The 26,482-nt window shown below is 67.8% G+C and carries 21 protein-coding genes; 3 read left to right on the top strand and 18 right to left on the bottom strand.

Annotated features, from left to right (window positions below):
• Window positions 1–136 precede the first annotated feature (136 nt).
• The 7 genes from VPA02S_RS08080 to VPA02S_RS08050 form a co-directional block, all read right to left on the bottom strand.
• Window positions 137–1,312 carry a ribonucleotide-diphosphate reductase subunit beta gene (locus VPA02S_RS08080; protein WP_012746104.1) on the bottom strand — a complete coding sequence of 392 codons (1,176 nt, stop codon included), beginning with the start codon at window positions 1,310–1,312 and terminating at the stop codon, window positions 137–139.
• A gap of 178 nt (window positions 1,313–1,490) precedes the next feature.
• Window positions 1,491–4,406: a ribonucleoside-diphosphate reductase subunit alpha gene (locus VPA02S_RS08075; RefSeq protein WP_062363134.1), complete on the bottom strand. Its 2,916-nt coding sequence runs from the start codon at window positions 4,404–4,406 to the stop codon at window positions 1,491–1,493.
• 350 nt (window positions 4,407–4,756) lie between these two features.
• Window positions 4,757–5,365 carry a 1,6-anhydro-N-acetylmuramyl-L-alanine amidase AmpD gene (gene ampD / locus VPA02S_RS08070; RefSeq protein WP_012746106.1) on the bottom strand — a complete coding sequence of 203 codons (609 nt, stop codon included), beginning with the start codon at window positions 5,363–5,365 and terminating at the stop codon, window positions 4,757–4,759.
• On the bottom strand, window positions 5,352–6,893 hold the full coding sequence (locus tag VPA02S_RS08065; RefSeq protein ID WP_012746107.1) for a sigma-54-dependent transcriptional regulator: 1,542 nt from the start codon (window positions 6,891–6,893) through the stop codon (window positions 5,352–5,354). Before VPA02S_RS08065 ends, ampD begins: the two co-directional genes overlap by 14 nt.
• Before the next feature lie 25 nt (window positions 6,894–6,918).
• Entirely contained in the window at window positions 6,919–8,619 is a 1,701-nt protein-coding gene (locus tag VPA02S_RS08060) for a two-component system sensor histidine kinase NtrB (RefSeq protein ID WP_012746108.1), read from the bottom strand.
• 41 nt (window positions 8,620–8,660) lie between these two features.
• Entirely contained in the window at window positions 8,661–8,921 is a 261-nt protein-coding gene (locus VPA02S_RS08055) for a PP0621 family protein (RefSeq protein WP_012746109.1), read from the bottom strand.
• Complete coding sequence (locus VPA02S_RS08050) at window positions 8,918–9,730, bottom strand: cytochrome C assembly family protein (protein WP_012746110.1); 813 nt, start codon at window positions 9,728–9,730, stop codon at window positions 8,918–8,920. The genes VPA02S_RS08055 and VPA02S_RS08050 overlap by 4 nt, the downstream gene beginning before the upstream one ends.
• A gap of 98 nt (window positions 9,731–9,828) precedes the next feature.
• Here VPA02S_RS08050 and ffh point away from each other — a divergent pair, with 98 nt between their 5' ends.
• Window positions 9,829–11,217: a signal recognition particle protein gene (gene ffh, locus VPA02S_RS08045; protein WP_012746111.1), complete on the top strand. Its 1,389-nt coding sequence runs from the start codon at window positions 9,829–9,831 to the stop codon at window positions 11,215–11,217.
• A 93-nt stretch (window positions 11,218–11,310) separates the two neighbouring features.
• Here ffh and mdoH read toward each other — a convergent pair whose 3' ends face one another.
• The 7 genes from mdoH to VPA02S_RS08015 all read right to left on the bottom strand — a co-directional run bounded on the left by mdoH (window position 11,311) and on the right by VPA02S_RS08015 (window position 19,165).
• On the bottom strand, window positions 11,311–13,326 hold the full coding sequence (mdoH, locus tag VPA02S_RS08040) for a glucans biosynthesis glucosyltransferase MdoH (RefSeq protein ID WP_062363131.1): 2,016 nt from the start codon (window positions 13,324–13,326) through the stop codon (window positions 11,311–11,313).
• A gap of 7 nt (window positions 13,327–13,333) precedes the next feature.
• Window positions 13,334–13,537, bottom strand: coding sequence for a hypothetical protein (locus VPA02S_RS31305; RefSeq protein WP_012746113.1), 204 nt, complete (start codon window positions 13,535–13,537; stop codon window positions 13,334–13,336).
• A gap of 193 nt (window positions 13,538–13,730) precedes the next feature.
• Window positions 13,731–15,119, bottom strand: a complete 1,389-nt coding sequence (locus VPA02S_RS08035; RefSeq protein ID WP_012746114.1) for a sigma 54-interacting transcriptional regulator — start codon at window positions 15,117–15,119, stop codon at window positions 13,731–13,733.
• Window positions 15,120–15,153: 34 nt separating this feature from the next.
• On the bottom strand, window positions 15,154–15,765 hold the full coding sequence (locus VPA02S_RS08030) for a hypothetical protein (protein WP_230537741.1): 612 nt from the start codon (window positions 15,763–15,765) through the stop codon (window positions 15,154–15,156).
• A gap of 118 nt (window positions 15,766–15,883) precedes the next feature.
• Window positions 15,884–17,311 (bottom strand): sensor histidine kinase, encoded by a 1,428-nt coding sequence (locus VPA02S_RS08025; protein ID WP_012746116.1) that lies wholly within the window; start codon window positions 17,309–17,311, stop codon window positions 15,884–15,886.
• Window positions 17,311–18,675: a tRNA (N6-isopentenyl adenosine(37)-C2)-methylthiotransferase MiaB gene (gene miaB / locus VPA02S_RS08020; RefSeq protein WP_062363128.1), complete on the bottom strand. Its 1,365-nt coding sequence runs from the start codon at window positions 18,673–18,675 to the stop codon at window positions 17,311–17,313. Before miaB ends, VPA02S_RS08025 begins: the two co-directional genes overlap by 1 nt.
• A gap of 94 nt (window positions 18,676–18,769) precedes the next feature.
• Window positions 18,770–19,165 (bottom strand): hypothetical protein, encoded by a 396-nt coding sequence (locus VPA02S_RS08015; protein WP_230537739.1) that lies wholly within the window; start codon window positions 19,163–19,165, stop codon window positions 18,770–18,772.
• A gap of 324 nt (window positions 19,166–19,489) precedes the next feature.
• Here VPA02S_RS08015 and VPA02S_RS08010 point away from each other — a divergent pair, with 324 nt between their 5' ends.
• A complete protein-coding gene (locus VPA02S_RS08010; protein ID WP_012746119.1) occupies window positions 19,490–20,617 on the top strand; it encodes an efflux RND transporter periplasmic adaptor subunit in 1,128 nt (375 codons plus the stop codon).
• A complete protein-coding gene (locus VPA02S_RS08005; protein WP_012746120.1) occupies window positions 20,614–23,784 on the top strand; it encodes an efflux RND transporter permease subunit in 3,171 nt (1,056 codons plus the stop codon). Before VPA02S_RS08010 ends, VPA02S_RS08005 begins: the two co-directional genes overlap by 4 nt.
• On the opposite strand, the gene VPA02S_RS08000 is transcribed toward VPA02S_RS08005, so the two are convergent.
• From VPA02S_RS08000 to VPA02S_RS07985, 4 genes are read right to left on the bottom strand one after another with little or no spacing between them, the layout of a single operon-like run.
• Window positions 23,781–24,428 carry a histidine phosphatase family protein gene (locus VPA02S_RS08000; RefSeq protein ID WP_012746121.1) on the bottom strand — a complete coding sequence of 216 codons (648 nt, stop codon included), beginning with the start codon at window positions 24,426–24,428 and terminating at the stop codon, window positions 23,781–23,783. The two genes, VPA02S_RS08005 and VPA02S_RS08000, sit on opposite strands and share 4 nt — an antisense overlap.
• Window positions 24,429–24,449: 21 nt before the next feature.
• Window positions 24,450–25,070: a DUF4136 domain-containing protein gene (locus VPA02S_RS07995; protein ID WP_062363125.1), complete on the bottom strand. Its 621-nt coding sequence runs from the start codon at window positions 25,068–25,070 to the stop codon at window positions 24,450–24,452.
• Window positions 25,071–25,116: 46 nt separating this feature from the next.
• On the bottom strand, window positions 25,117–26,046 hold the full coding sequence (ttcA, locus tag VPA02S_RS07990) for a tRNA 2-thiocytidine(32) synthetase TtcA (RefSeq protein WP_018903621.1): 930 nt from the start codon (window positions 26,044–26,046) through the stop codon (window positions 25,117–25,119).
• A 57-nt stretch (window positions 26,047–26,103) separates the two neighbouring features.
• Window positions 26,104–26,478, bottom strand: a complete 375-nt coding sequence (locus tag VPA02S_RS07985) for a dihydroneopterin aldolase (RefSeq protein ID WP_012746124.1) — start codon at window positions 26,476–26,478, stop codon at window positions 26,104–26,106.
• Window positions 26,479–26,482: the final 4 nt, after the last annotated feature.

Raw genomic sequence — 26,482 nt, 5'->3', positions numbered from 1 at the left:
CGTGAAGCGATCCATGGCGTTGGAATCTGAGCTCCAGCACCATGAACACCTGAGCCCTCGTCCATGCCGCGCTCTTCGGCGCGATCGGTGGCAAGGGCAATTCTTGAATTCATTAATTCTTGTCGAAAGATTCGATTCAATCCCAGGAGAGCGCACCACCCGACTGGTATTCGATCACGCGGGTTTCGAAGAAATTGCGCTCTTTCTTCAGGTCAATCATTTCGCTCATCCAGGGGAACGGGTTTTCCTCGTTCGGGAAGAGCGTTTCGAGGCCGATCTGCTGCGCGCGCCGGTTGGCGATGTAGCGCAGGTAGCCCTTGAACATGGAGGCGTTCATGCCGAGCACGCCACGCGGCATGGTGTCTTCGGCGTATTTGTACTCGAGCTCGACGGCCTTCAGGAAGAGGGCCTTGATCTCGGCCTTGAACTCGGGGGTCCAGAGGCCGGGGTTCTCGAGCTTGAGCTGGTTGATCAGGTCGATGCCGAAATTGCAGTGCATCGACTCGTCGCGCAGGATGTACTGGTACTGCTCGGCGGCGCCGGTCATCTTGTTCTGGCGGCCGAGCGCAAGGATCTGCGTGAAGCCGACGTAGAAGAACAGGCCCTCCATCAGGCAGGCGAACACGATGAGCGACTTGAGCAGGGTCTGGTCGGTCTCGTGCGTGCCGGTCTTGAAGTTCGGGTCGCTGATGGCGTCGATGAACGGGATCAGGAACTGGTCCTTCTCGCGGATCGACGGCACTTCGTTGTAGGCGTTGAAGATCTCGCTCTCGTCCAGGCCGAGCGACTCGACGATGTACTGGTAGGCGTGCGTGTGGATCGCTTCCTCGAAGGCCTGGCGCAGCAGGAACTGGCGGCATTCGGGCGCCGTGATGTGGCGGTAGGTGCCCAGCACGATGTTGTTGGCGGCCAGCGAGTCGGCGGTCACGAAGAAGCCGAGGTTGCGCTTGACGATGCGGCGCTCGTCTTCGGTCAGGCCGTTCGGGTCTTTCCAGAGCGCGATGTCGCGCGTCATGTTCACTTCTTGCGGCATCCAGTGGTTGGCGCAGGTGGCGAGGTATTTTTCCCAGGCCCACTTGTACTTGAACGGCACCAGCTGGTTGACGTCGGTCTGGCCGTTGATGATGCGCTTGTCGGAAGCCTTGACGCGCTGCGCCGCGGCGGGTGCCACGGGCTGTTGTGCAATCGACGAAGTCGGAGCATCCACCGGTCGGCCTGCGGACAGGCCGCTGGTCGATGCGTGGTGTTGCTGCAATCCTTGTTGCATATCCTTTGATAAGGAGGGCTTGACTTCTTCGTCCCAGGTCAACATAGAAAAATCCAATGCTCAATTATCGGAGCAACGATGTGAGTTGCAAAGTGCTCGTTCACGTCGCGCTCCATTTATGTGGTTGTTATGTTGCTCTCATGCATCGCGCGATGTCAGTCGATGCCGTGATCGACTGAGGGTCCGCGCGTCGTGCATGCACCTCTCTCGCTTCACTCGCGCGTCATTGGCATGCTTCGCAAGTCGGATCGTCGACGCCGCAGAACGCGATGTCGGTGGCAGGCATTGCACTCATCTGCGCCTTCGCTGCGGCAGCTGCGGCTTCGAGTGCGCTCATGCCCGAAGAGGCATCGCTGCCCGACGACACCGCGTTGAGGCGGCCCGACTGCACGGTGGATTTCTCGGCGTGCGTCGCGCTCTGCGTGCGCAGGTAGTAGGTGGTCTTCAGGCCGCGCAGCCATGCGAGCTTGTAGGTGTCGTCGAGCTTCTTGCCCGATGCGCCGGCCATGTAGATGTTGAGCGACTGCGCCTGGTCGATCCACTTCTGGCGGCGCGCTGCGGCTTCGACCAGCCAGGTGGTCTCGACTTCGAACGCGGTGGCGTAGAGCGCCTTCACGTCCTGCGGCACGCGGTCGATCGGACGCAGCGAACCGTCGAAGTGCTTCAGGTCCATCACCATCACGTCGTCCCACAGGCCCAGGCGCTTCAGGTCGCGCACCAGGTAGTGGTTGATGACGGTGAATTCGCCCGACAGGTTCGACTTGACCGAGAGGTTGCCGAAGCAGGGCTCGATGGAAGCGTCGACGCCGATGATGTTCGAGATGGTCGCGGTCGGGGCGATGGCCACGCAGTTGGAATTGCGCATGCCGTCGGCCTTGATCTTCTGGCGCAGGGCCTCCCAGTCGAGCGTGGCCGAGCGGTCCACTTCGGCGTAGCCGCCGCGGGCTTTTTCGAGCAGGTCGAGCGTGTCGATCGGAAGGATCCCCTTGTCCCACAGCGAGCCCTTGTAGCTCGAGTACTTGCCGCGTTCGCGGGCCAGCTCGGTCGAGGCCCAGTAGGCGTGGTAGCAGATGGCTTCCATCGACTCGTCGGCAAACTGCACGGCTTCCTGCGAAGCGTAGGGAATGCGCAGTTCGTACAGCGCGTCCTGGAAGCCCATCAGGCCCAGGCCGACCGGGCGGTGGCGCAGGTTCGAGTCGCGCGCCTTCTTCACGGCGTAGTAGTTGATGTCGATCACGTTGTCGAGCATGCGCATCGCGGTCGAGATGGTGCGCTTGAGCTTTTCCTGGTCGACCTTGCCGTCCTTCAGGTGCTGCAGCAGGTTCACCGAACCCAGGTTGCAGACGGCGGTTTCGGTGTCGCTGGTGTTCAGCGTGATCTCGGTGCACAGGTTCGACGAGTGCACCACGCCGGCGTGCTGCTGCGGCGAGCGCACGTTGCAGGCGTCCTTGAACGTGATCCAGGGATGGCCGGTCTCGAACAGCATCGTGAGCATCTTGCGCCACAGGTCCGAGGCCTGGATGGTGCGGGCAGGCTTGATCTCGCCGCGCGCGGCCTTTTCTTCGTAGGCGACATACGCCTTCTCGAAGTCGGCGCCGAACAGGTCGTGCAGGTCGGGCACGTTGGAGGGCGAGAACAGCGTCCAGGTGCCCTTTTCCATCACGCGGCGCATGAAGAGGTCGGGGATCCAGTTGGCGGTGTTCATGTCGTGCGTGCGGCGGCGGTCGTCGCCGGTGTTCTTGCGCAGTTCCAGGAACTCCTCGATGTCGAGGTGCCAGGTTTCCAGGTACGTGCAGACGGCGCCCTTGCGCTTGCCGCCCTGGTTCACGGCCACGGCCGTGTCGTTGACCACCTTGAGGAAGGGCACCACGCCCTGCGATTCGCCGTTGGTGCCCTTGATGTGGCTGCCGAGCGCGCGCACGCGGGTCCAGTCGTTGCCCAGGCCGCCCGCGAACTTGGAGAGCAGCGCGTTTTCCTTGATCGATTCGTAGATGCCGTCCAGGTCGTCGGGCACGGTGGTCAGGTAGCAGCTGGACAGCTGCGAGCGCAGCGTGCCGGCGTTGAACAGGGTGGGCGTGCTCGACATGAAGTCGAAGGACGACAGCACCTCGTAGAACTCGATGGCGCGGGCCTCGCGGTCGATTTCGCCGAGCGACAGGCCCATGGCCACGCGCATGAAGAAGGCCTGCGGCAGTTCGATGCGCGACTTGCGCACGTGCAGGAAGTAGCGGTCGTACAGCGTTTGCAGGCCGAGGTAGTCGAACTGGTTGTCGCGTTCGGCCTTGAGCGCGGCGCCCAGGCGCGGCAGGTCGTACTGCAGCAGCTTCTCGTCGAGCAGGTCGTTCTCGACGCCCTTCTTGATGAACTGCGGGAAGTAGTCGGCGTAGGCGGTGGCGCGCTCGGCGGGCATCACTTCGCGGCCGATGATCTCCTTGAAGATCGTGTGCAGCAGCAGGCGGGCGGTCGCGAAGGTGTAGTCGGGGTCTTTTTCGATCAGCGTGCGGGCCGCCAGGATCGAGGCCTTGTAGACCTCGTCGAGCGGCACGCCGTCGTACAGGTTGCGCATGGTCTCGGCGACGATCGGCGCGGCGGTGATGCTGTCGCCCAGGTTTTCGCAGGCCGATTCGATCAGGCCCTTGAGCTGGTTCAGGTCGAGCGCGACGCGTTCGCCGTTGTCCAGCACGTGCAGCGTGGGCGTGGCGGGTGCTTCCTGCTCGACCTGCTTGGAACGCTCTTGGGTGCGGCGCTCGCGGTAGAGCACGTAGGCGCGCGCGATCTCGTGGTGGCCGCCGCGCATCAGGCCGAGTTCGACCTGGTCCTGCACGTCTTCGATGTGGAAGGTGCCGCCGCCCGGACGCGAACGCACCATGGCGCGGATCACGCCTTGCGTGAGCGCGTCGACCGTTTCGCGCACGCTGGCCGAAGCCGCGCCCTGGGTGCCGTGCACGGCCAGGAAGGCTTTCATCATCGCGATGGCGATCTTGTTGGGTTCGAAGGGAACCACGGCGCCGTTGCGGCGGATGATCTGGTAGTGCGCGAGGTTCTGTCCGGCGGGCGAGCCAGCGGTGTCGCGCTGCTGCTGCGTGGGCGTGGAGGGAACGGCACGCGAGGTCGATGGGGTGTTCAGGGCTGTTTGCATTCGCTTCCTCTCGGTTGGCAATTCTTGTTGGATGGCAACGCCTTGGTTGGGCGTCGCGCCGGCGTTGTTGACCGGACGGAGGACACTATATCTAGGGTCTGAGGGGTGTACAACCCACTAGATGTAGCGTTTTCCAGTGGATACAACCCTGGCCGATATTTCTTTCGGCCTAGGTCACGGCCGTCGATGCCGCATGAATACTGGCCTATGTTGTCGCAACCCGCATGGGCCGTGGCTTGCAGGCCGATTTGGGCTTGCAGGGCGCATGGTTGCTGCATGCAGCGGCTGCAATTTTCTCATTGCTGCGCCGCGGGACCGGCGCATCGCGAGGCGCCGCGCGATTGAAAAAATTAGCGCTGCACCACCTGCGGAGGAAACATCTGTGGACTCCAGCCGAGGTGCCCGCGCAGCAATTGCCAATCGAAGCCGGCGCCGGGGTCCTGTTTTCGGCCTGGCGCAATGTGCTCGTGGCCGGCGATGTGCGCGATGGCGTAGTGCTGCGCGATGGCGGGGCAGAGGCTGGCCAGCGCCTCGTACTGTGCTTCTTCGAAGGGCTGGCCTTCGAGGCCTTCGAGCTCGATGCCGATGGAGTCGTCGTTGCAGTTCTCGCGGCCGCGCCACGACGACACGCCGGCATGCCAGGCGCGATCGTCGCAGCTCACGAACTGCCAGAGCTCGCCGTTGCGCCGCACATAGAAGTGCGAGGAAACCGCAAGGCCGCGGATCGACTGGAAGTAGGGGTGCGCGTCCCAGTCGAGCTGGTTGGTGAAGAGCTGCTGCACGGCCTCGCCGCCGTATTCGCCGGGCGGCAGGCTGATGGAGTGCAGCACGATCAGGTCGGTCTGCGCGCCCGCGGGCCGGGGCCCGAAATTCGGCGAGCGCAGCGCCTTGGCAAAGCGGTACCAGCCGGCGTGCCAGAGCCCGTCGTCGTTGCTTGCCGGTGCTTCAGTCGTCGGCATGGCTGGTGCTGCTGGCACCTTCGTCGCCGCCGGGCGTGGTGATGCCCAGCCGCGCGATGCGGTAGCGGATCTGGCGCAGGCTCATGCCGAGCCGCGCGGCGGCGGCCGTTCGATTGAAGCCGCTTTCGTGCAGCGCGCGCACGAGGATCTCGCGCTCCTGCTGATCGAGGTAGGCCTGCAGGTCCGAGGGGAGGGCGGGCGCCACAGGCTTGGATTCCGCGGCGGGCGCAGCGGCCGCCCGAGGCGCTTCGCCGCCGGCCGCGGCGGCAGAAGAGGGCGCGGGTTCGGCGATGGCCGTCTCGGCCGGTGCCTCGGCAGCCTCCGGCCGCGGCGCCATCAGGTCCAGGTGCAGTTCGTCGCCGTCGTTGAGCGCCACCGCGCGGTGCAGCAGGTTCTCGAGCTCCCGCACGTTGCCGTCGAGCCGGTGCTGGGCCAGGCGGCGCAGCAGTTCGGCGGAAAGATGCGGCACCGGCAGCCCGCCGTCCTGCGCAATGCGCGCGAGCAGCGCGGCGCAAAGCGCGGGCAGGTCCTCGCGCCGGTCGCGCAGCGCGGGTACCGCGATCTCGATCACGTTGAGCCGGTAGAACAGGTCCTGCCGGAAGCGGCCGGCCTGGACTTCGGCATGGAGATCCTTGTGGGTGGCGCTCACGATGCGCACGTCGACCGCGTCTTCCTGCGTCGAGCCGATGGAGCGCACGCTGCGCTCCTGGATCGCACGCAGCAGCTTGGACTGCATCGCCAGCGGCAGGTCGCCGATTTCGTCGAGAAAGAGCGTGCCGCCGCGCGCGGCCTGGAAGTAGCCGTCGCGGTCCTGCGACGAGCCGGTGTAGGAGCCCTTGCGGGCGCCGAAGAACTCGGCCTCGAGCAGGTTCTCGGGAATGGCGCCGCAGTTGACCGCGACGAAGGGGCCCTCGCTGCGCTGGCTGCAGGCATGCACGGCGCGCGCCACCAGTTCCTTGCCGGTGCCCGATTCGCCGCGCACCAGCACCGGCGCCATGCCGCGCGCCACCTTGGCGATGCGCGACTTGACCAGGCGCATCGGCTCCGAGTCGCCCACCAGCCGCTCGAGCGCGGCGACGCCGCTGTCCGGAACGGCCGGCGCGCCGGCGCGCAACGGGTCCGCGGGCGCCGCCTGCCAGGCCTTGGCCGGCGCTGCCTGCTGCGCCTGCACCGCGGACGCGACCACGGCGCGGAACTGCTTCAGGTCGACCGGCTTGGTCAGGTAGTCGAAGGCGCCGGCCTTCAGCGCCTCGACCGCGTTCTCGGCCGAGCCGTAGGCCGTCATCACCACGCAGCGCTCGCTGCGCTGGTTCTTCTGGATGCGGTGGATGATTTCCATGCCCTGTCCATCGGGCAGCCGCATGTCGGTGATCACCGCATCGAACTGCCCCGCCTCCAGGTGCTGCCAGGCTTCCGACACGCTGCCGGCGGCCTCGACGCGATAGCCTTCGCGCAGCAGGGTCAGTTCGTACAGCGTGCGCAGGTCGGGCTCGTCATCGATGACCAGGATGTTGGCCGGGCGCTGCATGGAGGGATGGGGAGTGCTCACAACGCTATTGTGTCAGCCGGTTTTCGCTCGGCGCAAAGCTGACGAAGAATTCATTGCCCTCGGGCCCCCCCGCCACCAGCGCGCGCCGCTCGTAGCCGATGGTGGCGCCGTGGCGCCGGCACAGCTCGCGGCACAGGAAGAGGCCGAGCCCGCTGGAGCGGCTCTCGGATGAGAAAAAAGGCTCGAACAGGTGGCGCTGCACCGCCGGCTCCAGCGGCGCGCCGTCGCTCCACACCTGCAGGCTGGGGCGGCCGGCGCTGCCGCGCTGCGTGGTGGTGACGACCTGGATCGCGCCCGCGCGGCTGCTCGCGTAGCGCGCTGCGTTGTCCAGCAGGTTCACGAGCAGGCGGCGCAGGTGCTCGACATCGAAGCGCACCTCGGCGTCGGCGGCGTCCAGCGCGATCAGCACGCCCTGGCGCTGCGTCTGGCGCACCCACTCTTCGGCCAGCGCCTGCACCGCGGGATCGAGCACGACCTGCTCGCCGAGCGAAAGCACGCGCTGCTGGCGTGCGCGCGAGACGTCGAGCACGTCGTCCACGATGCGTGCGAGCCGCTGCGCGTTGTGCTGCACCATGCTGGTCAGCTTGCGGTGCGCGGGGTCGGTGAGGTCTTCGTTGAGCAGCGCGCTGGCCTGCGTGATGGCCGCGAGCGGATTGCGGATCTCGTGCGCCACCGCGGCCGACATCCGGCCCATCGCGGCCAGCTTCTCGGTGCGGATGCGGGCCTCGAGTTCGCGCAGGTCCTGCAGGAACATCACGCAAAGGCTGTCGACGTGCCGGCTGCTGGTGGGCGTGAGCCGCGTGCGCACGCGCACCTCGCGCGCGGCGCCGCGCGCCTGCGCCACCGGAATTTCCTCGCTTTGCGGCGCGCGCCGCGCAAAGGTCTGGCGCGCCAGCGCAGCCAGCGCATGCCAGGCGGGCTGCGCATGCAGCGCGAACGGCAGGCCGAGCCGGGCCAGCCCCTGGCCGAGGATCGCGTCGGCCGCCGGATTGGCCGCATGCACCATGCCTTCGGCGTCGATCACCAGCACGCCTTCGCTCAGCGTCTCGATCACCAGGTCGTTGACCTGCGCCTGCATCTGCGCGCTGCTGCGGTTGCGCAGCGCGGTTTCCTCCTCGCGGGCCAGCCGGCGCGCCAGCTCGTGCGCCAGCAGGGCCACCACGAAGAGCCCGGTGCCGGTGAGCGCCGCCTGCACGAAGCGGGTGGAGGAATCGCCGGGCTGCTGCAGCAGCCAGTGCCAGCCGGCATCGGCGAGCAGCAGCAGCGTGACCGTGGCCGTGGTGCCCAGGCCCACGGTCACCGTGCCCAGCACCGCGCTCATGAGCACCGGCAGCGCGAACAGCGGCGTGTAGTTGATGCTGCCGCCCTGGAGCACCTGCAGCGCGGTGAAGGTGCCCAGGTCGATGCCGATGGTGAGGAACCACAGCATGCCGAAGGCGCGGATCGGCGGCGTGAAATGCGCGTAGCGGGCGCCCAGCCAGGTGGCAGCCAGGTAGCCGGCCGAAAGCGCCACGGCCAGCGGCTGCACCGTCTGGCCGAGCGCCATGGCCACGCCCTGCAGCAGCACGAGCACCAGCGCAACGAAGCAGCGCGCCGCCATGAAGCCGCGCCACAGCCGCAGCAGCGCGGCGCTTTCGCCGGGGCCCGGCTCGAGCGTGCTCCAGTCGGTGGCGGGTTCGCCGCGCGACCATGGGGAAGAACTCACGGATGCACCCTTGGCGCTGTGCTCATCGATGCAGCGCCCGCTCAGCCGCGCTCGGCAGCCTGGCGGTGCGCCGCGCTGCAGTAGACCGCGCCGCCCGGTCCCGCGATTGCATCGCTTGCAGGCAGGTGCAAGCCGCAATGGGCGCAGCGCAGCATGGCCTGCGGCGAAGCCGGCGCGGCGGGCGGGCGCCTGGCGGCGCGCGCCGCCTCTTCGCGCAGGGTCTCGCGCATTTCCTCCCGGCGGTTCTTGCGCCAGAGCCAGATCGCCACCCAGAGCACCGCGAGAACGAGCAGGTATTTCATGTCGCGCCGCGCGCCAGCACCACTTCGAGCACGAAGCGCGAGCCCACATAGGCCAGCAGCAGCAGGGCGGAGCCGGCATACAGCACGCGCCGCGCCGTGCGGCCGCGCCATCCGAAGCGGACCCGGCCGATCAGCAGCACCGCGAAACTGATCCAGGCGAGCACCGAGAACACCGTCTTGTGGTCCCACTTCCAGCCGCGCACGCTCGCGCCGTACAGCGTTTCGCTGAACAGCAGGCCCGCGAGCAGCGTGGCGGAAAGCAGCACGAAGCCGGCCATCACGAAGCGGAAGGTGAGCCGTTCGAGCGTGAGCAGCGGCACGCCGCTCTGCGGCTCGGCGGCGGCAAGGCGGATCTGCTTTTCGGCCCGCGTGATCAGCCAGGCATGGACCACCGCGGCGCCGAACAGGCCGTACGAGGCAATGCCCAGCGCAAGGTGCAGCGGCAGCCAGGGCGAAGCCGACACATGCAGCGGCGTGCCGGGAAAGAGAATGGCCAGCAGCACGGCGGCCGCGCCAAGCCAGGCCAGCGCGCGGCGCACCTTGAGCTGCGGGTACATGCGGCTTTCGACCGCGTAGACCGTGAGCACCAGCCAGGCCGTGACCGAAAGCGCCGGTGCAAAGCCGAATTTCGGCTGGCTGCCGACGAGGCCATGGCCCAGCACCGCGGCATGCAGAAGCCACGCCAGCCCGAGGGCCCACTGGGTGGCCTTGCGGCTCAGCCGGGCGCCCGCGGCAGCGGCAAATCCATAGGCAGCCGCGGTGGCGATGCCCAGCGCCACGGCAAGTGGGGAGGGGATCGCTAAAATCATTGCCGGAGTTTATCTCCCCCAGGCTTGCGCACTTCGCGTCGCGGCGCCAACCCCCCTTTCCAATGACCCGCCGCGGCGGGCAGCAAGGCATCTCCTTCATGGCCACCGCCCTCACAGAAAAGTTCTCCCGCCTCGTCAAGACGATGAGCGGCCAGGCGCGCATCACCGAAAGCAACGTGCAGGACATGCTGCGCGAAGTGCGCATGGCCCTGCTCGAAGCCGACGTGGCGCTGCCCGTGGTGCGCGATTTCGTCGCCCGCGTGAAGGAAAAGTCGCTCGGCCAGGAAGTGTTGGGCTCGCTCAAGCCGGGCCAGGCGCTGGTCGGCATCGTCAACCGCGAGCTCGCCGCCACCATGGGCGAGGGCGTGTCCGACATCAACCTGGCGGCGCAGCCGCCAGCCGTGATCCTCATGGCCGGCCTGCAGGGCGCGGGCAAGACCACCACCACCGCCAAGCTGGCCAAGCACCTGATCGAGAAGCGCAAGAAGAAAGTGCTCACCGTGTCGGGCGACGTCTACCGGCCCGCCGCCATCGAGCAGCTCAAGATGGTCACCAAGCAGGCCGGCGCCGAATGGTTCCCGAGCACGCCGGACCAGAAGCCGCTCGACATCGCACGCGCCGCGCTCGATCACGCCAAACGCCACTTCTTCGACGTGCTGCTGGTCGACACCGCGGGCCGCCTGGCCATCGACGAAGTGCTGATGACCGAGATCAAGCAGCTGCACGGCGCGCTCGATCCGGTCGAGACGCTGTTCGTGGTCGACGCCATGCAGGGCCAGGATGCGATCAACACGGCCAAGGCCTTCAAGGAAGCGCTGCCGCTCACCGGCATCATCCTGACCAAGACCGACGGCGATTCGCGCGGCGGTGCGGCGCTGTCGGTGCGGCAGGTGACGGGCGTGCCGATCAAGTTCGCGGGCACCAGCGAGAAGATCGATGGCCTCGAGGTGTTCGACGCCGAGCGCCACGCGGGCCGCATCCTCGGCATGGGCGACATCGTCGCGCTGGTCGAGCAGGTCACGGCCGGCGTCGACGTGGCGGCGGCGCAGAAGCTCGCGGCCAAGGTCAAGAGCGGCGCGGGCTTCGACCTGAACGACTTCCTCGGCCAGCTGCAGCAGATGAAGCAGATGGGCGGCCTCTCCAGCCTGATGGACAAGCTGCCGCAGCAGATGGCCGCCAAGGCCACAGAGGCCGACATGACTCGCGCCGAGCGCGACATCCGCCGCAAGGAAGGCATCATCCAGAGCATGACGCCGCTGGAGCGCCGCAAGCCCGAGCTGCTCAAGGCCACGCGCAAGCGCCGCATCGCGGCCGGCGCGGGTGTGCAGGTTCAGGAAGTGAACCGCCTGCTCAACGAGTTCGAGCAGATGCAGGGCATGATGAAGAAGATGAAGGGCGGCGGCCTCATGAAGATGATGAAGAAGATGGGCGGCATGAAGGGGATGGGCGGCATGGGTGGCCCTGGTGGGCCGAAGCTGCCGTTCTAATTAAATAGAGCGATGGCTGCTGCTTCGGCAGCCGCGCAATAAAAAAGCCGGCCTCGTGGCCGGCTTTCTTGTTTGCGGTGGAGCTTCAGCGCATCAGGCCGTTGCCAGCGCCGCAGGGCGCGCCAGGCGCAGCGCATGCATCCAGGCGCGGCGCAGCACGGCGGGCGAGCGCGATTCCTCGGGGATCAGCAGGAAGCCGCGGTCGCGAAGCGAGGTGCCCAGCGCGATCTGGCTGGTCAGCACCGTGAGCGGAATGGCCAGCAGCAGCGGCAGGCCCACTGGCATGAGCCAGATCAGCGCGCTCGGATCGATCATCGCAACGCCCAGGGCCAGCGCGCCGACCACCACGCTCATGGGAGCGAGCTGCGACACGGCGACCTTCCACGGCACGGCGGCGGCTTCGCGCGGGGGCGACTTCCAGTCGAGCTTGATGCCGGTGAGGGCGACCAGCACGAACAGCGAATGGGCCAGCATGCGAACCGGCGCCTGCACGATGGCCAGGCCGCTTTCGAGCACCGAGCTCTTCACCAGGCCCCAGAGGCCGCCGTACTGGCGCTGCTCGCCGCGCATCAGCACGGCCGCGATGCCGAGCACGCGGGGCAGGAACAGGAGGCACAGGGTCCAGACCCACAGGCCGGCCAGTTCCGCCGGCAGCACGCTCCAGCTGGAGATCAGGCTCGAGCCGCTCAGCCACAGCGCGGTGCCGAGCGTCAGGAATGCGAGCCACAGCGGCGCCGAGACGTAGGCCATGGTGCCGGTCACGAACATCGCGCGGTGCACCGGGTGGATGCCGGGCTCGGCCATCAGGCGGGCGTTCTGCAGGTTGCCCTGGCACCAGCGGCGGTCGCGCTGCAGTTCGGCCAAGAGGTCCGGCGGCTGCTGCTCGTAGCTGCCGACCAGGTCGGCGCAGAGCCACACGTTGTAGCCGGCGCGGCGCATCAGCGCGGCCTCGACGAAGTCGTGCGACATGATGCCGCCCGACATGCCGCCGGTGCCCTTGATGGGGGCCAGCGCGCAGTGCTTCATGAAGGGCTCGACGCGGATGATCGCGTTGTGGCCCCAGTAGTGCGATTCGCCCAGTTGCCAGAACTGCATGCCCAGCGTGAACAGGCGGCCCGTCACGCGGGAGGCGAATTGCTGCGCGCGGGCATGCAGCGTCACGTGGCCGATGGCCTGCGTGGCGGTCTGGATGATGCCGGCGGTCGGGTTGGCTTCCATCAGCTTGACCATCGAGGCCAGGCAGTCGCCGCTCATCACGGAGTCGGCGTCGAGCACGACCATGTAGCGGTAGTCCTTGCCCCAGCGGCGGCAGAAGTCGGCCACGTTGCCGGCCTTGCGGTGGGTGCGGCGGGTGCGCAGGCGGTAGTACACCTCGACCTGCGGCTGGTTGGGGCTGTCGGCCAGCGCGGCGCGCAGGTCTTCCCAGGCGGCGCGCTCGGCGGCGGCGGTTTCGGGCGAGTAGCTGTCGGACAGCACGAACACGTCGAACTGTTTCGCGTGGCCGGTGGCCGCGACCGATTCGCAGGTGGCGCGCAGGCCGGCGAACACCGTGGCAACGTCTTCGTTGCAGATCGGCATGATGATCGCGGTGCGTGCCTCGGGGTTCATCGGGTGGTGGGCCACCTGCTTGACCGAGAGCGCGTGCTTGTCGCCGCGCACCGAGACATAGAAGCCCATGAGCGCGGTCACGAAGCCGGTGACGACCCAGCCCGAGAGCAGGCCGTACAGGCCGATCTGGCCGTATTCGAGCCAGACGTTGTCGTAGTCGGGTTGCACGCCGGCAAACAGCACGGACGCGATCACGGTGCTCAGCAGCGTGAGCGCCATGAAGGCGAAGCGGCGCTGGGCCGCGGCGCGCTGCCAGGGCTGCTTTGCCTGGGCGCCGGCTTCGGCGGTCTGGCTTTCCGGCTTGCCGCCGGCGCCGAGCTTGACCAGCAGGGCCGTGCCGATGCTGTTCCAGAAGCCGCGCCAGGGGCGGGGCGTCATGGAGCCGCGGTTGACCGGCGGAGCGGTCACGGAATTGGGATGGCGTTCTTCGCGCACCGGGCTGCGGTGCGAGAAGTCGGCTTCGGTCAGCACGTTCAGTTGGGAGAAGTCGTTCGGCTTCATGTGTGTTTTACCAACGTTGCTTGTCGAGGGAAGGGGTGTCGCCAATGGCAGGAAAGCGCTTGATCACGCAATCCGGTTCGGCGCCGCCCGCACTTGCGAGCGCGGCCACCGAATGACCGGCGGCACGGGGCCGCACGGGGGAAAACTGCTTTTGACGCAGGCCGTCGCGCTGCTGGCGCAGTGCGAAAGATGGGCTGGTGAGTGCTGTCATGCCTGTACAGGGGCAAACCCTGTGCCAGGCTGGAAAAATGCTTTCAGATCAACGACTTAGGGCGATCTGGATGCCGTTTTCAGGGCTGGAGCCGTCTGGAAGGCCCCGAAACCCCGGTTTTTGTCGCCGAATCCCGACAAGCCCGCGAGGCTGGTGGAAAATGGCCTTTTAAATCAACAACTTAGGGGCGTCGCTAGTCGGCGACAGGCTCATTGCCCGGAGCGACAGCGTCGGCCTTGAAGTGGCCCGGCGTGAGTTCGTGCTTCTGCAGCAGGCGGTAGAACTCGGTGCGGTTGCGGTCGGCCAGCCGGGCGGCGTCGGCCACGTTGCCGTCGGTCAGCTTGAGCAGCCCGACGAGGTAGTCGCGCTCGAAGCGCTGCTTGGCCTCGGCATAGGTCTGAACCTCGACCGTGGGCACGCGCAGCGCCCGCTGCACCAGCGCCAGCGGGATCAATGGCGAGCTCGACAGCGCGCAGACCTGTTCCACCACGTTGTAGAGCTGGCGCACATTGCCGGGCCAGGCCGCGGTGGCCAGCGCCTTGAGCGCCTCGGGCGCGAAGCCGGACAACCGCTTGCCGTACTTGGTCGAGAGCTTCTGCAGGAAGTGGTTGGCCAGAAGCGGAATGTCCTCGCGCCGGGCCGACAGCGGCGGCAGCGTGAGCGTGACCACGTTGAGCCGGTAATAGAGGTCTTCGCGGAACTGGCCGGCTTCCATGGCGACGTCCAGGTCGCGGTGGGTGGCCGAGATGATGCGCACGTCGACCTCGATCGACTGGCTGGCACCCAGCGGGCGCACCGCGCGCTCCTGCAGCACGCGCAGCAGCTTGACCTGCAGGGCGGGCGGCATGTCCCCGATTTCGTCGAGCAGCAGCGTGCCGCCGTCGGCCTGCTGGAACAGGCCCTTGTGGTTGGCATGGGCGTCGGTGAAGGCGCCCTTCATGTGGCCGAACAGTTCGGATTCGAGCAGCGCCTCGGGGATGGCGCCGCAATTGACGGCCACGAAAGGCTTGTCGGCGCGCGCGCTGGCGCGGTGGATGGCGCGCGCCAGCAGTTCCTTGCCGGCGCCGCTGTCGCCGCGCAGCAGCACCGAGGCGTCCGACTTGGCGACCATGCGCGCCTCGGCCAGCAGCTCGGACATGCGGTTGCTGCGGCTCACGATCTCGGCGCGCCAGCTTTCGTCGCCGGCCTTGGCGGGCGTGCTGGCCGGTGCGCCCAGCGCCAGCGCCTGCGCGATCTTGTCGAGCAGTTCGCGCCCGTCGTAGGGCTTGGTGAGATAGGTGAACACGCCGCGCGCGGTGGCCTCGACCGCATCGGGAATGGTGCCGTGGGCGGTGAGCAGGATCACCGGCAGCGAGGGATGGCGCTTGCGAATCTCGTCGAACAGCTGGAGCCCGTCGCGGCCGGGCAGCCGCACGTCGCTGAGCACCAGCTGCGGGTGCTCGATCTCGAGCTGCGTGAGCGCGGTTTCGGCCGAGGTCACGGCCGTGACCTGGTAGCCGGCCGAACTCAGCCGCATCGAGAGCAGCCGCAGCATGTCCGGGTCGTCGTCGACCACCAGCAGGCGCGCGCCGGTCGTGCTCATCGATGGGGTTCCTTGGGCAAACGCCGGCTGCGGTTCATGGATTGGGCCTGGTGCCGCCGGGCGGAGGGAGGGTCGGCGGCGGCACGTTGTTGGGACGCGCAAAGCTGCGCTCGATGGCGCGCAGCGCCTCGATGCGGTCGTTCAGCTGGTCGATGCGGCGCTGGCTTTCGCGCACCTGCTGCGCCTGCTTGTCGCGGTCGTCCTCGACGCGGCGCTGCTCCACGTAGCGCGCGGCCAGTGCGCGCGCCAGCGGCTGCAGCGGCTGCGCCTCGGGCGAGGGGTTGGAGATCACGCGCTGCATCAGGCCCAGCGCGCGCGCCAGGTCGGCCGGCACGCGGGTCTGCGCGAGCAGCAGCGCGAGCTGCATCTGGGCGGTGGGCGAATCGCCGGGATCGCCGGCGCGGGTGATTTCGGCGGCCAGCTCGGCGCCGCCCAGCGGGCGGACCTTGTCGGCATAGGCCAGCATGGCCGCGGCCGGGCCCTGGGTCATCAGCGTGAAGAGCGAGGCGGGCTGCGTGGCGGGCGCCTTGGGCTCGGCCTCGACCGGCATCACGCGCGGCACGGCGGGCGGCGGCGGCAGGGCCTCGGCCTCGGCGGGTGGTGCGGGCTGCGTCGCGCAGGCGGCCAGCAGCAGGACGAAAGGCATGGCCACCGCCCCGGACAGGGTCGAACTGCGGACGAACGGAAAAAGCATGGATTGAAGAAAAGGCAAGAGGCGGTGTTTGTTTTCAGGTGTGTGCCTGGGGGGCTTCACGGTGGGTTGTTCAGGCCGTGCGCGGCAGTTCGATGCGAAAGCGCGCGCCGGGCCCCTCTGGCAGCAGGGTGATGCGGCCCCCATGGGCAGCAATGTACTCCTGCACGATCGAAAGGCCGATGCCCGTGCCCTTGACGGCATGCTCGGGCTGGCGTTCGCCCCTGTAGAAAGGCTCGAAGATCCGGTCCCGGTCTCCCTCGGCAATACCCGGGCCGGCATCGTTGATATCGATGCACGCGGTGGTGGGCGTGCCCGACACCACGATGGAAATGACGCCGCCGCGCGCCGAATAGCGGATCGCGTTGGACAGCAGGTTGGCCACCGCCGTGCCGAGCTTGGCGCGGTCCACCGGGAGCGTGATCGACTCGCCCTCGGCATGGACGCGCAGGCCGTGGGCCTGCCACTGCAGGCGCTGCGCCTCGATCTGCTCTTCGACCAGCGGCAGCAGGTCGGTGCGTTCGCGGCGCAGTTCGCGCGCCTCGAAGGCGGCGGCGTTGAAGCGCAGCAGCGCCTCGATCTGGCCCTGCAGCGAAACGGTGTTCTGGTTCAGGATCTGCGCCACTTCGAGCTGCGCCGGATTGAGCGGACCCGTCACGCCGTCTTCGAGCAGCGAGACGCCTTCGCGCAGCGCCGCCAGCGGCGTCTTGAGCTCGTGCGAGACGTGGCGCAGGAAGCGTGCCTTGTCGGCATCGAGCTCGGTCAGGCGCAGGCGCAGCCACTCGAGCTGCTGCGACAGGCGCCGCACGTCGGCCGGGCCGCGGATGTCGATCGGCTCGTCGAGCCGGTTCTGGCCGAGCCCGACGATGGCGTGCTCCAGCCGTTTGAAAGGACGCGCGAGCCAGATGCCGAAAGCCAGCGCCAGCGACACCGCCAGGATGCTGGCGGCCACCACTTCGCGCATCAGCCGGCGGCGCGCGTTCTCGATGCGCTTGGCCAGCGCGTCGTTCTGCATTTCGATCAGGAACTGGGCCTGCTGCGCCAGGTTCGTGTTCAGCGAATCGAGCTCGCGGAACTGCATGGCCATGCCGCTTTCGCGCGAGAGCGCGCTGTCGGCGCTGCCGCTCATCAGCCCCTCGATCACGCCGAGCTGGGCGCGCCACAGCTCGATGCCCGACGGCGCGAGGCCGTTCCGCTCGAGCCGTTCGAGCACCTGGTGCGCTTCGCGCGCGGCATCGTCGAAGCGGCGGCGCAGCACGGCGTCGTTCAGCACCAGCGACTGGCGCCCGGCGCGCTCCATGGCGGCACTGCGCTCGGCCAGCGACTGGGCCGCACCCGAGAGCCGCAGCGCGCGGGCCGCCGCATCGCGGCTCTGGGTCATGAGCGCGTCGTACTGGAACACCGAGCGCAGCGCCACGCCCACCAGCAGGGCGGTGATCAGCAGGAACGCGAAAAGCAGGAGCTGCTGGAACGAGCCCCGTCTGGACGGCCGCTTCGCCATCAGGCGGCGAGCGCGGCGGGAACCGGCACCGTCGACGATTCGCGCGTGGCCACCTCGCCGCGCAGCGTGTAGGCCAGCGAGCGCGTGATGCGCAGGTCGGCCATCTGCCCGACCAGGCGCGCGTCGCCTTCGAAGTTGACCACGCGGTTGCAGGCGGTGCGGCCCATCAGTTCGTTCGCATCCTTGCGGGAAGCCCCCTCGACCAGCACGCACTGCGTGGTGCCGACCAGCGCATCGCCGAAGCGGCGCACGTTGCCGTCGATCACGCGCTGCAGCGTCTGCAGGCGAGCCAGCTTCACCGCATGGGGCGTGTCGTCCTGCAGCGCCGCGGCGGGCGTGCCGGGGCGCGGGCTGAAGATGAAGCTGAAGCTGTTGTCGAACTGGCAGTCGTCGATCAGCTTCATCATCTTGGCGAAGTCTTCGTCGGTCTCGCCCGGGAAGCCGACGATGAAGTCGCTGGAGAGCGCGAGTTCGGGCCGGATGGCGCGCAACTTGCGCACCGTGCTCTTGTATTCCATGGCGGTGTAGCCGCGCTTCATGGCCATCAGGATGCGGTCGCTGCCGTGCTGCACCGGCAGGTGCAGGTGGCTCACCAGCTGCGGCACCTTGGCATAGGCCTCGATCAGCCGCGGCGTGAACTCGTTGGGGTGGCTGGTGGTGTAGCGGATGCGCTCGATGCCCGGAATCTCGGCGACGTATTCGATGAGCAGCGCGAAGTCGGCGATCTCGGCCGTGTCTCCCATGCGGCCGCGGTAGGCGTTCACGTTCTGCCCCAGCAGCGTGACTTCGCGCACGCCCTGGTCGGCCAGGCCGGCGATCTCCACCAGCACGTCGTCCAGCGGGCGGTTCACTTCCTCGCCGCGGGTGTAGGGCACCACGCAGTAGCTGCAGTACTTGGAGCAGCCTTCCATGATCGAGACGAACGCCGTCGCGCCCTCGACGCGCGCGGGCGGCAGGTGGTCGAATTTTTCGATCTCGGGAAAGCTGATGTCGACCTGGGGCCGGTCCAGCCGCTCGCGGTCGTTCAGCATCTCGGGCAGGCGGTGCAGCGTCTGCGGGCCGAACACGATGTCGACGTAGGGGGCGCGCGCGATGATGGCCTCGCCCTCCTGGCTCGCCACGCAGCCGCCCACGCCGATCTTCACGCCCTTGGCCTTCAGGTGCTTCACGCGGCCGAGGTCGCTGAACACCTTCTCCTGCGCCTTCTCGCGCACCGAGCAGGTGTTGAACAGGATCAGGTCGGCTTCGTCCACGTTCTGCGTCGGCTCGTAGCCCTGGGCGGCGTGCAGCACGTCGGCCATCTTGTCCGAGTCGTACTCGTTCATCTGGCAGCCGAAGGTCTTGATAAATACTTTTTTGCTCATGGGGTGCTTTCCTGGCCCTTCCCGCCGGGAAGGCCGATGCAGGGCGCTTGCGTCGTCCTGCGGCGCGGCGGGCGCGGCCCGCCGGCCTCTTTATTTATTGCGTGTTGACGGTGTCGTTCGAAGTGAACGGCCAGATGTTCAGGAAGGGCTTGTTCAGCGATTCGCGGCTGGCCGTGGCCTCGCCCGGCGTGAGGATCCACACCTCGCGCAGCAGGCCGGCGGCATCGCGCGTGTAGTTCACCAGGTATTTCTGGCCGACGATGCCGCCCGCCATCACCAGCATGTTCTGTTCGCTGCGGATGCGGGCGCCGGGCGCCAGGCGGTCGACCTGGCCGTCGAGCTCGACATCGGGCGCATTGATCACCATGAACTTGCCGCGCAGCGTGCCGACCGGGAAAGTGCGCCCGCCCACCAGCGATTCGTTCTGGGTCTGCGGCCGCGGCACTTCGGACTGGGCTGCGGCGCCGATGGAAAAAAGGCTCGCAGCCACTGTGCAAAGCGCTATGAAAGTGAGAGCATTCGTGGGTTTCTTGCAGCGGTTCATGGGGTATATCCAGAGGCTGTGGAGCGGCGATTTTAGCGGCGGGGTGAAATCATCCCTGGCGCCTGCCACAGCGGGTTGTACATGGGCCCTGGCATTGCGGCTTTACTTATCTTTACGGCACTCACGGACACTGCGAGTCGACGGCTGCTCCAATAGCCGCTGTCAGCCCAAAGTGCACAAGAACCCATGAAGAAAAAAATCGTCCTCGCTCTTGCAGGTGTGTTGATCGTAGCCGTCGCGGGATGGTGGTGGAGCGGGTCGGGCGATCGCATGGCGGCAAAGAACGCCAGGCCAGCCGCCGCCGGTGGCGCCCCCGCAGACGGCGCGCCGGCCGCGCTCGTCACGCTTGCCACCGCCGAGCGGCAGGACGTGCCGGTCACGGTGCAGGTCAACGGCAGCGTGGTGTCGCTCAACAGTGTCGATCTGCGGCCGCAGGTGACCAACACCGTGGCGGCGGTGCACGTGAAGGAAGGGCAGTTCGTCAAGGAGGGCCAGCTGCTCTTCACGCTCGACGACCGCAACGACCAGGCCAACCTGGCCCGCGCCCGCGCCCAGCAAAAGCGCGACGAAGCCACCCTGGCCGACCTCGAGCGCCAATACAAGCGCAGCCAGGAACTGCTGGCGCAGAACTTCATTTCCAAGAGCGCCACGGACGCCACGCTGTCGCAGCTGGAAGCGCAGCGCGCCGCGGTGGCGGCCGACCGCGCCGCGGTGCAATCGGCGCAGGTGGCGCTGGGCTACGCCACGCTGCGCGCGCCCATTGCGGGGCGCATCGGGGCCGTGAACATCTATCCCGGCACGCTGGTGCAGCCGACGCTGTCGCTGGTCACCATCACGCAGCTCGATCCCATCGCGGTGAGCTTCCCGGTGCCGGAGGCCAACCTGCAGGACCTGCTGGCGGCGGCGCGCAGCCGGGCCAAGGTGGAGGCGCTGGTCGTCGGACGCCGCGAGCCGCTCAGCGGCGTGCTCAATTTCGTCGACAACACGGTCGATCCGCAGATCGGCACGGTGCGCGCCAAGGCGGTGTTCGACAACGCCGACCAGAGCCTCTGGCCGGGCCAGTTCGTCGGCACCCGGATCACGGTTCGCACGCTCTCCGGCGCCACGGTGGTGCCGGCCGCGGCGCTCATGATGCTGTCCGAGGGCGCTTCGCTCTACGTGGTCGACCAGGCCATGAATGCCAAGCGCCGCAAGGTGCAGGTGCTCCACACCTTCGGCACCAAGGTGGCGGTGAGCGGCGTCGAGCCGGGCGAGCAGGTGGTCATCGAGGGCAGCCAGAACGTGCGCCCGGGCGGCAAGGTCAGGGCCGATAAAAAGGCCGCGCCGGCCGGTACCACCGGCGTCACGCCGGGCAGTGCGGCCTCCTCGGACACCCAGGCTCCCCGGGAACGCGCATGAACATCTCGGAGCTGTGCATCCGTCGTCCCGCGATGACGGTGCTGTTGTCCGCGGCGGCGGTGGTGGCGGGCATCTTTGCCTACTTCAGCATCCCGGTGGCCGCGCTGCCGAGCTACAACACGCCGGTCATCAACGTGAACGCCCAGCTGCCGGGCGCGAGCCCGGACACCATGGCTTCGTCGGTGGCGCTGCCGCTGGAGAAGCAGTTCTCGACCATTCCGGGCCTGCAGACCATCAGCTCGGTCAACACCCAGGGCGTGAGCTCGATCACGCTGGAATTCGTGAGCAGCCGCGACATCGATGCCGCCGCGGTCGACGTGCAGGCCGCGCTGCTGCGCGCCCAGCGACAGCTGCCGCAGGAACTGACGCAGCTGCCTTCGTACCGCAAGGTCAATCCGGCCGACGCGCCGGTGCTGTTCATCGCGCTGATCTCGCCGTCGATGAATCCGGCCGAGCTCAACGACTACGCCGAGAACCTGATCTCGCCCACGCTTTCCACCATCGACGGCGTGGCGCAGGTGGGCGTGTACGGTCGCAAGGCCTTTGCGGTGCGCATCAAGGCCAATGCCGACCTGCTCAATGCGCGCAACATCACGCTCGACGAGCTGGCCAAGGCAGTGAATTCGGCCAACGCCAACACGCCCGTCGGCGTGCTCGACGGGCCGCGCCAGACGCTCACCATCCAGGCCAACCGGCAGCTCACGAGGGCGGAAGATTTCGCCAAGCTGATCGTCGGGCAGCGCAACGGCGCGCCGGTGCGGCTGGACGAAGTGGCCACCATCGAGGACAGCTTCGAATCGGTCAAGACCGCCAGCAGCTTCAACGGCCAGAGCTCCATCTCGCTGGCCGTGCAGCGCCAGCCCAACGCCAACACCGTGCAGGTGGTGGATGCGGTGCGCGCACTCATTCCGCGCTTCAAGGCGGAGCTGCCGCAATCGGTCGAGATCCACATGGTGAACGACCGCTCGCTGTCCATCCGCGAAGCCGTGCACGACGTGCAGCTCACGCTGCTGGGCACCGTCGCGCTGGTGGTGCTGGTAATCTTCCTGTTCCTGCACCGGCTGGTGGCCACGCTGATTCCGGCGGCCACCATTCCCATTTCGCTGATCGGCGCGGTGGCGCTGCTCTATGCCTTCGGCTACAGCCTGGACAACGTCTCGCTGCTGGGCATCACGCTGGCCGTGGGGCTGGTGGTGGACGATGCGATCGTGGTGCTCGAGAACATCATGCGCTACGTCGAGAAAGGCATGGAGCCGATGGCCGCGGCGCTGCGCGGCGCGCGCGAGGTGGGCTTCACCATCATCTCGATCTCGATCTCGCTGGTGGCGGTGTTCATTCCCATCTTCTTCATGCCGGGCGTGATCGGCCTGCTGTTCCATGAGTTCGCGGTGGTGGTGGCGCTGGCGGTGCTGGTGTCGGCCATCGTGTCGCTCACGCTGGTGCCGATGCTCGCGAGCCGGCTGCTCAAGCACGTGCCGCGCAAGGATGGCGCGCTCGACCACGAGGAAGAGCACCCCGAGCCCGGCACCGCCGTGGGACGCGCCTTCGAGCGCGGCTACCGCTGGGTGCATGCGAACTACATGCGGACGCTCGACTGGACGCTCGCGCACCGCAAGCTGATGCTGCTGTTGGCCGGCGGCACCTTCGTCGTCACGGCCTGGCTGTTCGTCTCCATTCCGAAGGGCTTCTTCCCCGAGGAGGACATCGGGCAGATCCAGATCACCACCGAAGCGGCCGAGGACATTTCCTTCACCGCCATGAACGCGCTGCAGGAACGCGTGGCCGCTTCGCTGCAGGCCGATCCGAGCGTGGCCTACGTGAGCTCGTTCGTCGGCGTGGGCGGTCCCACCGCCACGCAGAACTCCGGCCGCCTGTTCGCGGTGCTCAAGCCGCGCAGCCAGCGTCCCAAGATGGCCGCGGTGCTCGAATCGCTGCGCCAGCGCTTCCGCGAGATCCCGGGCATCGCGGTCTACATGCAGCCGGTGCAGAACCTGCGCCTGGGCGGCCGCCAGAGCAAGGCGCGCTTCCAGTACACGCTGCAGAGCGTCAATGCGGGCGAGATGGTGCCCTGGGCCACGCGGCTCATGGAGCGCATGCGCGCCGATCCGGCCTTCCGCGACGTCACCAGCGATTCGCAGAACCGCGGCCTGCAGGCCACGCTGGAGATCGACCGCGACAAGGCCGGCGTGCTCGGCGTGGCCGTGGGCGACCTGCGCACCGCGCTCTACAACGCGTACGGCGACCGGCAGATCGGCAGCATCTACGGCGCGAGCAACACCTACCAGGTGATTCTCTCGGCCGCCGACAACGACCGGCAGTTCGAGGACGACGTGTCGCGCCTGTCGGTGCGCAGCACCAGCGGCCGGCTGGTGCCGCTGTCGGCCTTCTCGACCGTCAAGCGCACCGTGGGGCCCACCTCGGTCAACCACCAGGGGCAGCTGCAGGCGGTGACGGTGTCGTTCAACCTCGCGCCCGACGTGCCGCTGGGCAACGCGACCGCGAAGATCGACCAGTTCAAGGAAGAGCTGAAGATGCCGCAGTCGATCATCACCACCTACGGCGGCGATGCCGCGGTGTTCCAGAGCTCGCAGGCCAGCCAGGCCGTGCTGCTGGTGCTGGCCGTGCTCGTGATCTACGTCCTGCTGGGCGTGCTGTACGAAAGCTACATCCACCCGCTGACCATCCTGGCCGGGCTGCCGTCGGCGGCCGTGGGCGCCTTGCTCTCGCTCAAGATCTTCGGCTTCGACCTGACGCTGATCGCGACCATCGGCATCCTGCTCCTGATCGGCATCGTGAAGAAGAACGCGATCATGATGATCGACTTCGCCCTTGATGCGCAGCGCACCGAGGGCATGAAGCCGGTCGATGCGATCCGCGAGGCCTGCCGGCTGCGCTTCCGCCCGATCCTCATGACCACGCTGGCCGCGCTGATGGGCGCGCTGCCGCTCGCATTGGGCCTGGGCGCCGGCGCCGAGCTGCGCCAGCCGCTGGGCGTGGCGGTGGTGGGCGGGCTGATCTTCTCGCAGGTGATCACGCTCTACATCACGCCCGCGATCTACCTCGCGCTCGACCGCTACAGCGGCACCGGGCCGATGGTCGACCTGCCGGGCGAGGCCAAGGCCGAGGCTGGTGGCGGTGCCGCGGGGCACGCGGCCTCGCACGCCTAGGTTGTGGTCTCGTCGAGAACGTCGTCGTCCGCCGCCAGGTGGGCGGTATCGCTCCAGCCCACGAGGCTGAAGCCCTCGGGCGTCCACAGCATGCGGTTGATGGCGGCGTTCCCGAGCTGCCAGGTGCGCGGCGCCTGCAGCTCCTGGCGCGTGGCGGCGCGGTAGAGCACGTCCATCACGCCGCCGTGCGCCACCAGCGCCACCAGCTGGCCCGGATGGCGCGCGGCCAGTTTCGATGCGATGCGCGTCACCCGCTCGCGAAAGACCAGCAGGCTCTCGCCGCCCTCGGGCTGGAATTCGGGGTCGCGCTCGCGCCAGCGCCGGGCCTGGTCGGGCAGGGTGGACTCGATCTCGGCAAAGCTCATGCCCTCGAAGCGGCCGAAGGCGCGTTCGCGCAGGCCGGGCTCGGGCTGCACCATGAGGCCGTGGGGCCTGGCGATCTCTTGCGCGGTCTGCCAGGCGCGCGACAGGTCGCTGGCGTAGATCGCGCCGATGTCCTCGTGCGCCAGCGCCTGCCCGACGCGCCGGGCCTGCCAGAGCCCGGTGTCGTTGAGCCCGATGTCGAGCTGGCCCTGGATGCGCGTGTCGACGTTCCAGGCGGTTTCGCCATGGCGAACGGCAATCAGGCGGGTGGCTTCTTCCATCTGCTGGATTCTAGGAGCGCGTCATTTCTTCTTTGCGGCGGACAGCTCGATGTTCACCCGGCGCTCGCCCGGCGGCGGGTTCGGAAAGCCCTGCAGCGCCGCCTCGAACATCACCGGCAGGATGGTCGCGCTGACGTTGTACGGGCCCTCGTTGCGGGCCCGCGTTTCGTAGACCACGCGGTTCGTGCCGATGTCGCGCAGCACGATGCTCACTTCGCGCTCGTACCAGGGATTGGCCGCGGGTGGCATGAAGGCCGGGCCGCCGTACCAGCCGCCGCCGTACCACCGGCGCGCATAGCCGGGATAGCCGTAGCCATAGCCCCAGGGGCCGTCGAAGAGCCACGGGTCGGCCCAGGGCGAGAGGCCGGCCGCGACGCGGGCGCCGATCTGCGCGCTGTACTGCGGCCTGGCGTCGTCGCGGCGCAGGCCCACTTTTTCGAGTGCGGCGGCGGCCATGGCCTCGAGCGATTCCTGCCGGGCGAGGTCGGCCTGCTGCGACGGCAGGCGCTCGAAGCGGTAGCTGGCGCCCGGCGCCACGGTGGCGAGCGACGAGAAGCTTTTCACATCGCTGTCGACCACCCAGGAGGTGGCGCAGCCGCTCAGGCTTGCTATCAGAAGAAGAGCTGAAAACGCACGTTTCATGAGGATCTCCGGGCTCCGCGGCCCAAAATTCCCCTGGGTTGCCCGCTCAGCCCTGGAGGATGCGCAGGGCTGCAGGTGCCTGGGAGAGCAGGTCGAAGGAGGGCGTGTCGAAGGCCTTGTCGCCGTCTTCGTCGGCCACGCCGGTCGCCTTCAGACCCTTGAAGTCGTGCTGCGTTCCGTCGAGCAGGTGCGAGGGCACCACGTTCTGCAGCGCGGTGAACATGTTCTCCACGCGGCCGGGGTGCTTCCTGTCCCACTCGCGCAGCATTTCGCCGACCTGCTTGCGCTGCAGGTTTTCCTGGCTGCCGCAGAGCGTGCACGGAATGATCGGGAATTCGCGGTGCTGGGCCCAGCGCACCAGGTCTTTCTCGGCCACGTAGGCGAGCGGGCGGATCACGATGTGCTTGCCGTCGTCGCTCACCAGCTTGGGCGGCATGCTCTTGAGCTTGCCCGCGAAGAACATGTTGAGGAAGAAGGTCTGCAGCATGTCGTCGCGGTGGTGGCCGAGCGCGACCTTGGTGGCGCCCAGTTCGTCCGCCACGCGGTACAGGATGCCGCGGCGCAGCCGGCTGCACAGGCCGCAGGTGGTCTTGCCCTCGGGGATCACGCGCTTGACGATGCTGTAGGTGTCCTGGTTCTCGATGTGGAAGTCCACGCCGAGCTCGCTCAGGTATCTGGGCAGCACCTCTTCGGGGAAGCCGGGCTGCTTCTGGTCGAGGTTGACCGCGACGATGTCGAAGTGGATCGGTGCGCGGGCCCTGAGCTTGAGCAGGATGTCCAGCATGGCGTAGCTGTCCTTCCCGCCCGAGACGCACACCATGACCTTGTCGCCCTCCTCGATCATGTTGTAGTCGACGATGGCGCGGCCGACTTCGCGGCACAGGCGCTTCTCGAGCTTGTGCGTTTCGCGCTCGATCTTCAGGGAATTGGTGGCGGCGCCGGCGACGGGCGCCTCGTCGATCCAGACGGCGTTCATGGGTGGGCTGCTTCGGTCAGGCAAATCGGGGGGAGGAGGGCCCGATTTTGCCTCGGTTCACCATTCCCCGGCTTCCATGCGGATAGCCACCTCGCAGTCGTCGAAGATCTCGAGCTTGGCGATCTTCACCCGCACGCCGACCACGCCGGGCAGCTGCAGCAGGCGCTGCGCGAGCTTGCCGATGAGCGTTTCGAGCAGGTTCACATGCTCGGCCGTGCACTCGTCGATGATGATGCGGCGCACCTTGCGGTAGTCCAGCACGTGGTAGATGTCGTCGTCCTTCGGCAGCAGCGGCTGCGCGCCCAGGTGCAGCTCGGCATCGACCTGGATCGGCTGCGGGGCCGTCTTTTCCTGGTCGAGGATGCCCAGGTTGGCGTCGAAGCGCAGCCCCTGCAGGGTGAGTGTCTGGCGGCCGATCGGGTTGGAGGGCATGGTG

The organism is Variovorax paradoxus NBRC 15149 (genome assembly GCF_001591365.1).
GTDB classification, from domain to species: Bacteria; Pseudomonadota; Gammaproteobacteria; order Burkholderiales; family Burkholderiaceae_C; genus Variovorax; species Variovorax paradoxus.
This window is presented reverse-complemented; position numbering and strand designations above follow the sequence as displayed.